We start from the raw sequence: 6,959 nt of genomic DNA on the forward strand, positions 1-6,959 counted from the left end.
CGGTTTTCCGGCGACGCCGCCGCTACTCGTCGGTAGAGTCACCGAACATACCCGTGGGCCGGAAGGGGGATTCGAGATGGCGGTGCCGGACATGGGGCAGGGAACGGCCCGGCGGCTGTACGCTTCCGCCACCGCCGGGGGCGCCGATTCCTTCGCACTCGCCGAGGATGTCGCGTTACGTCTGGCTCGGGCCTGCGACACCCTGGTCGCCGATCTGGAGGCCGCTCGCGCGGGCGGAGAGCAGATCACCGGTACGCCGGGCAGCGCCGGCTTCCCCGACCTGCCCACCGGCCGGGCACTCGCCGCCGGTTTCGGCGGGAAAGCGGCCGATTACCTGGACACGCTCACCGCGCTGCAGGAAACGGCTCTCTGCTTCAAGGCCGCCTATCTGGCCGCCGCCGGCCGGTTCGAGGAGGCCGACCTCGCCAACCGCGCCGCCCTCGCCGTGGCCGCCGCCCATCGGGCCCACGACGACGGCCGCGCCATCGCCGACCGGGGCGAACATGGCTGAACACGCCGATACCGATCCGCCGTACGCGCCGGAACGTGAGTGTTTCGGCAGCTACAGCCATCAGGAGATCTGGGACCAGGTCGGCGCGACCCTGGACGCCGGCGCATTGGGGACCACCGCGGCGGCCTGGAAATCGAACGCCGACAGCGTCGCGGCGGCCTTCGCCGCTTTCACCGCTACCGTGCAGCGCGAATTCGGGCGCTGGTCCGGTCACACCGCCGGCGCGGCCTGGCAGGCCACCCAGGAGTTCATCGACCTCGGGAACGCGACCCACGACGTATGCCGGGCACTGCAGCGGATCATGGAGGGCAATTCCGAAGCGGCCCAGATACTCCGGTCGGCGATCGAACCGCCGCGGCCGTACCGGCCGCTCGATGATCCCGCCGCCGAGGCGGTGCACGGCGGCCGGCGCCGGATGGATCACGATATCGCCTCCGCGGCGGCGACCGCCGACGCTCAGGATGCCATGACCACCATCTACACCCCTACGCTCCCGGCCTCCGGGGATCGGGTCCCCCGGTTCCCCGACGCCGCGCCCGGCGCCGGCGGGAGCCCACATCGGTGAAATGGATCCTCACACCGGACGAATTCAGTTACGTCTGGGCCAATGAGACGAGCCTGGACCGGCGCCCGTACCCGGTGAACCTGGCGCCCGCCAGCGCGGTACGCACCGAATCGGAACTGGCCGCCCTGCGATTACCGCAGCGGTTTGCCAGGCAGGCCGACCCGGATCTGGCAGCCGCGCTCATGCTCTGCGCTCGTCCGGACGCCACCGCCGTCACCGTCTCCGGAGAACGCTCGGGCCCCGGACGCAACGGCGACCGGGCCGAATCCGAGCAGATACTCGGGTTCGCCGCTGTGCTCGACCATCACGCCGCGGTGCTACAGGCCACGCCGACTCGCGTGACGATACATATGTGTCATGCCCGTGAGCTGGGCAAACGCCTGGTGGCACTGATCGGATCGGCGCGACCCGGCTCGCACGGCCCGTTCCAGGAGCCCCAGGAAACCGTACTCACCGACGAACCGATCCCGGGATGCGCCGCCGGCGACGCCGCCAGATTCCGCGAGACCCTCCGCGAACCGGTCGACTCCCGGGGGTTCATCACCGTCACGGTCGCCCCGAGCGATCCGATGTCACCGCCCACCCGCCACCGCAGCTGGCTCGATATCCAGGGCGACGGCCGCTATCTGCTCACCACCTCCGATGTGCTCACCCTGAGCCCGGCCGGCGATGCCGATTTCGCCGACGAGCTACTGAGCCTGGCACGGATCGGTGGCAGCGCCTCCGGATTGTGATAATCCTGTTCGATGGCTCAGCACTGGAAGACCCCCGCGGGCCGGGCGCTGCGCGCCGACGGCCTGCGCATCGCCGACCTCGACACGTCGGCACATCCCGGCTTCCACGGCGGGAAGAAGGCCGGGCAGGAACTGCTCGCCGAGCGCAGCGCGGTCCTGGCCGGGCTACAGGAAAAGCTCTATGCCAACGGCCGGTCCGGAGACGAACGCAGTGTGCTGCTGGTACTACAGGGCATGGACACCGCCGGTAAGGGCGGGATCGTGCGCCATGTGATCGGTTCGGTGGACCCGCAGGGCGTCGACCACGCCGCGTTCGGGGTGCCGACCGAGCAGGAGAAGAAACATCATTTCCTGTGGCGGATCCGCAAGGAGTTGCCGCGCGGTGGGCAGCTCGGGGTATTCGACCGGTCGCATTACGAGGACGTGCTGGTGGCCCGGGTACACCATCTGGTGCCCGAGGAGATCTGGCGCAAACGCTACGACGAGATCAACGACTTCGAGCGGAAACTCACCAGGGCCGGCACGACCCTGGTGAAGGTCGCCATGTTCGTCTCCCTCGACGAACAGAAGAAGCGACTGCGGCAAAGGCTGGAACGTCCCGACAAATACTGGAAGTTCAACCCCGCCGATATCGACGAACGCGCGTACTGGCCCGACTATCAACAGGCCTATCAGGACCTGCTGGACCGGACCTCCACCGACTACGCGCCCTGGTACGTCCTGCCCGCCGACGCCAAATGGTTCTCCCGGCTGGCCGTCACCGAACTACTGATCGAGGCCCTGGAGGGGTTGAACCTGCAATGGCCGCCGGCCACGTTCGATCCGGAGGCCGAACTGCGCCGGCTCGACAGCGCCTGACCGGCCCGCCCCCGCGGGTTATGGAAACTCTCAGCAAGCCGGGCAATGATGGGCAGTGCGCCGGGGCACCCGGCGGCCCGGCGGCCTTCCCCGCGGCCGGGGCAACCAGGCTAGCGAAAGGCGTGGTGAACGCACGGTGAGCAAAAACCCCGGGCGGTCGAATCCGGTGACGGCGGCCGCACGCGCGGACCGCAAGCGCAAGATCGCGATACAGGTGGGGGTGACCGCCGTACTGATCGCGCTGGTCGCCGCGATCGGGATCGGTCTGGCCGTGCGCAACTCGGGTTCGGACTACGACGGGCCGGTACCGGCCGCGGCCACCGAGAACGGGGCGATCCGGATCGGGCAGCCCGATGCCCCGGCGACCGTGCGGATCGTCGCGGATATGCAGTGCCCGGTCTGTCAACAGTTCGAGGCCGATCACGGCGAACTGCTGCGGCAGACGGTGGCCGACGGGTCGGCGGCGGTCGAATACAACATCGTCGGGTATCTGGACAAGATGTCGAGCACCGAATATTCGACCCGGGCGGCCGACGCCTCCTACTGTGTCGCCGATACCGGCACCGACAAATACCAGGACTGGCTGGAGCGGATGTTCGCACAGCAGCCGGAAGAGGGCGGCACGGGCCTGCCGGACGACAAGCTGGTCGAGATCGCCCGCGAAGCCGGCTACACCGACCCGGGTATCGAGAAATGCATCACCGACGGCACCTACAAGGGTTACGTCGCCGCGAAATCCGACGAATCGCTCGCCGAGGGCATCGACGGCACTCCCACGGTCTTCGTCAACGGTGAACAGATCCAGCTGAAGACCAAGCAGGCCGGCCCGAACGAGGTCGTCTTCGACACCGCTCCGCTGGCCACGGCGATCCAGGAGGCTGCGGGCCAGTGATCCGGACCTCGCCCCAGGCCGCCTGGATCCTGCTCCTGGGCGGTCTGGCCGGCTGGATCGCCTCGTTCGTCCTGCTGGTCGAAGATTTCAAACTGCTGAGCGACCCCGGGTACGTGCCGTCGTGCAGCCTGAACCCGGTGCTGTCCTGCGGATCGGTGATGGTCACCGATCAGGCCCAGGTGCTCGGGTTCCCGAACCCGATCATGGGCGTCGCGGGGTTCTCGGTGGTCGTCACGCTGGCCGTACTGTCGGTGGCGGGCGTGGGCCTGCCGCGCTGGGTCTGGACGGGTCTGTGGCTGGGAACCCTCGCCGGCACCCTGTTCATCTGCTGGCTGATCTTCCAGAGCCTGTACCGGATCAATGCCCTGTGCCCCTACTGCATGGTGGTGTGGGCGATCATCACGCCACTGTTCGCGGTGGTCACCGAGCAGTTGTGGGCGGACGACCGCGGAGCGCTGCGGGTGGTCGCCGAATGGCGCTGGACCTTCGTCGCGGTGTTCTACGCCGTGGTGCTGGTGCTGGTCTTCCTGCGGTTCCAGGACTACTGGCTGTCACTGTTCTGAATGCCGGGGTCAGCCCGGGGTCCCGGTGGCCAGGGTCACCGGGACCACTCGTTCGGCCCCGTTTGTCGCGAGCACTCCGAGCCGGACGACCTCGGCCGGTTTCCGGGTGTCGATGGCCGCGCGCAGCGCACGGGCGCCGGTGATCGCGCGGCCGTCCAGCGACGTGATGATCTCACCGGCGAGCAGGCCCGCCTGCTGGGCGGGCAGGCCCCCGATGGCCATATCGATCCGGGCGCCGCGCGGTCCGGCGTCGGAGATCAGCACGCCGAGAGTCGCCGTGGGGCCGATATGCACGGATTCGGTGGGCGTACCCGAGCGGATCTGCCGCACCACCCGCATGGCGGCATCGATGGGCACGGCGTATCCGTTCGGCGGGTCGGCCGTTTCGCCGGGCGGGTCGTGTTCTCCGGAGGCCGCGGCGATCACGCCGACCACCGCCCCGCTGTAATCGGTGAGTGCGCCGCCGGACTGCCCGGAACTGACCGGGGCCTCGATCTCGAGGACTCCGGTGAGCGCCTGGCGCGAGAGATCCTGTTCGTTCAGGGCCATGATCGTGCTGTCGAGGTCGCTGATACGCCCGGTGACCGCGGTGGCCGCGCCGCTGCCGCCCGCGTTGCCGATGGCGAGGACCTCGTCCCGTAGGCGCAGGCCCGCCGAACTGCCGATCCGGGCCGCGGCCAGCCCGTTGGCGCCGGCGAGGGACAGCAGTGCGATATCGGCGCGGGCGTCGTAGCCGAGCACCTGCGCGGAGTACACCGCACCGTCGGCGACCCGGCTGACCCGCACGGTTTTGGCCCCTTTGACCACATGATGGCTGGTGAGAACCTGACCGTCGCCGGTGAGGACGATGCCGGAGCCGGCGGCCGAGGCACCGAACGGGCGGGCCGCGGCGGTGATGTTCACCAGCACCGGCGAGACCCCCTGTGTGACCGCTCCGGGGTCGAGCGGCGGCCGCGGCGCGAGCCGGACGGGCGCGGCGACGACGCTGCGCGGCTGCCCGAGTCCGGGTAGTTCCCCGCGATAGCCGAACAGGGCACCCAGGGCCAGTACCGCCGCGACGACAGTGATGAGCGCCCGGCCACCACCGGTGGGACCACCGGGGCCGGTGCCCTGCCACTGGTTGTCCAATGAGCCTCCCTGACGCCGCCGGACCCATCCATTGTCGCCCGGATCGGCGCCGCGTACCGGGTTTCCCGGCCGCGGGGAGTTATCCACAGGTCTCCACAGTTATCCACAGGCTCGAGGGGTCCTGTGGATGACAGCCGGGTGATGACCGCCGATTCGTTACGAAGGGCCACCGCGGTCACATCCGCGTCACAGGACGGCGGCGCCGGTTTCCGGCGCACGCGAGAAAAGGGCCGCTGGCGTCGGGCTTTTCCGCGGAAAAGCGGTCCGCGGGCCCACCCGGAAATCGGGCACACTTGTTATCCGCCGGAAACCGAAACAAGAGAATCCGCGCCCCCACCAGGGCGGGAGCCCGAATCCATCCACAAGAACCGGCCGTCATCCACAAGTGCGGCTACGGGTTTTCCACAGCCTTCTCCACAGTCGGGTAAAGCCACTCACAACACCGAAACAACATTGTTCGACAGCGGCCGATCAATCCTTCGACGACGACCGATCAAAGCGATTCGGCGTTCGCGCAACCCATGGAATTCGGCAGCGCATTCCGGCTCCGGACCTCAGATCGTCGCGGTATCGATCACGAACCGGTAGCGCACATCGCTGGCCACGACCCGTTCGTAGGCCCCGTCGATCTCGTCGGCGGAAATCAACTCGATTTCCGCGCCGATTCCGTGCTCGGCGCAGAAATTCAGCATCTCCTGGGTCTGCTCGATCCCGCCGATCATCGATCCGGCCAATGCCCGCCGTCGCCCGGCCAGCACCTTGGCCGGGACCGCGAGCGGCTGCTCCGGCAGCCCCAGCACGACCAGCGTGCCGTCCAGGCGCAGCAACTTCATATAGTCGGCGATCGGCAAATCCGCGGAAACGGTATTGATGATGAGATCGAAGTGACTACGCAACTCCCGGAAGATCTGTTTATCGACGGTCGCGTAATAGTGGTCCGCACCGAATCGCTTTCCGTCCTCCTGTTTGCTCAGGGAATGACTCAGCACCGTCACTTCGGCTCCCAGTGCCGAAGCGATCTTCACACCGATATGACCGAGGCCCCCCATCCCGATGATGGCGACCCGCTTACCGGGTCCCGCGCCCCAATGCCGCAGCGGCGAGTACAGCGTGATCCCCGCGCACAGCAGCGGCGCCGCGATCGACAGATCGATCCCCTCCGGAATCCCGACCACGAAGTTCTCCGTCACCACGATCCGGGTGGCATACCCGCCCAGCGTGTGCCCGCCCGGCTGTAACTCCTCGGGCACCCGGCTGTTGTAGGTCATCACCGCGCCCCGGGTGCAGTACTGCTCCTCACCGGCCAGGCACGGTTCGCAGACACCACACGAATCCACCATGCAGCCGACGCCCACGCGATCACCGATCCGGAACCGGGAGACCGCCGTCCCGACCGCGGCCACGGTCCCCGCGATCTCGTGCCCGGGGACACACGGGTAGGCGGCCCCACCCCATTCGTTACGAGCGGTGTGAATATCGGAATGGCAGATCCCGGCAAAGGCGATATCGATCAGCACATCCTGCGGACCGAGCTCCCGGCGCTCGATGGCGACCTTCTCGAACAGGGCATCGGGCCCGGCCATGGCGTAAGCGGCAACAGTACTCATGGGTTCATTTTGGCGCGGCTTCGCCGCGCGGGGTTCGGCCCCCTCGGCGTCTGCTGTCAGCGCTCGAGACTCGTGGCTTCGCCACATGCGCTTCGAGCGCT

Annotated in this window: 8 protein-coding genes; 6 read left to right on the top strand and 2 right to left on the bottom strand. The window is 68.2% G+C overall.

What is annotated here, in order from left to right:
- From ACWDU1_RS26980 to ACWDU1_RS27005, 6 genes are all read left to right on the top strand, one after another.
- On the top strand, nucleotides 1-511 hold a 511-nt coding region (locus tag ACWDU1_RS26980), incomplete at its 5' end, for a hypothetical protein (protein WP_450002685.1).
- Nucleotides 504-1,076: a hypothetical protein gene (locus ACWDU1_RS26985; protein WP_450002687.1), complete on the top strand. Its 573-nt coding sequence runs from the start codon at nucleotides 504-506 to the stop codon at nucleotides 1,074-1,076. The genes ACWDU1_RS26980 and ACWDU1_RS26985, both read left to right, overlap by 8 nt.
- On the top strand, nucleotides 1,073-1,810 hold the full coding sequence (locus tag ACWDU1_RS26990) for an ESX secretion-associated protein EspG (protein WP_450002688.1): 738 nt from the start codon (nucleotides 1,073-1,075) through the stop codon (nucleotides 1,808-1,810). Before ACWDU1_RS26985 ends, ACWDU1_RS26990 begins: the two co-directional genes overlap by 4 nt.
- A 12-nt stretch (nucleotides 1,811-1,822) precedes the next feature.
- Complete coding sequence (locus ACWDU1_RS26995) at nucleotides 1,823-2,668, top strand: polyphosphate kinase 2 family protein (RefSeq protein WP_450002690.1); 846 nt, start codon at nucleotides 1,823-1,825, stop codon at nucleotides 2,666-2,668.
- A gap of 136 nt (nucleotides 2,669-2,804) precedes the next feature.
- The gene (locus tag ACWDU1_RS27000; protein ID WP_450002692.1) at nucleotides 2,805-3,560 is read left to right on the top strand and encodes a DsbA family protein; all 756 of its coding nucleotides are present in this window, start codon (nucleotides 2,805-2,807) and stop codon (nucleotides 3,558-3,560) included.
- The gene (locus ACWDU1_RS27005) at nucleotides 3,560-4,123 is read left to right on the top strand and encodes a vitamin K epoxide reductase family protein (protein WP_450002698.1); all 564 of its coding nucleotides are present in this window, start codon (nucleotides 3,560-3,562) and stop codon (nucleotides 4,121-4,123) included. The genes ACWDU1_RS27000 and ACWDU1_RS27005 overlap by 1 nt, the downstream gene beginning before the upstream one ends.
- 9 nt (nucleotides 4,124-4,132) lie before the next feature.
- Here the strand turns inward: ACWDU1_RS27005 and ACWDU1_RS27010 are convergent, their stop codons facing one another.
- Nucleotides 4,133-5,251, bottom strand: coding sequence for a S1C family serine protease (locus ACWDU1_RS27010; protein ID WP_450002694.1), 1,119 nt, complete (start codon nucleotides 5,249-5,251; stop codon nucleotides 4,133-4,135).
- A gap of 554 nt (nucleotides 5,252-5,805) precedes the next feature.
- Entirely contained in the window at nucleotides 5,806-6,858 is a 1,053-nt protein-coding gene (locus tag ACWDU1_RS27015) for an NAD(P)-dependent alcohol dehydrogenase (protein ID WP_450002696.1), read from the bottom strand.
- Nucleotides 6,859-6,959 lie beyond the last annotated feature (101 nt).

It is taken from the genome of Nocardia sp. NPDC003345 (genome assembly GCF_053589395.1).

Bases quoted from the DNA above. Each gene is read 5' to 3' on its own strand.
- ACWDU1_RS27015 (WP_450002696.1), bottom strand. From the start codon at position 6,858: ATGAGTACTGTTGCCGCTTACGCCATGGCCGGGCCCGATGCCCTGTTC.
- ACWDU1_RS26995 (WP_450002690.1), top strand. From the start codon at position 1,823: ATGGCTCAGCACTGGAAGACCCCCGCGGGCCGGGCGCTGCGCGCCGAC.
- ACWDU1_RS26985 (WP_450002687.1), top strand. From the start codon at position 504: ATGGCTGAACACGCCGATACCGATCCGCCGTACGCGCCGGAACGTGAG.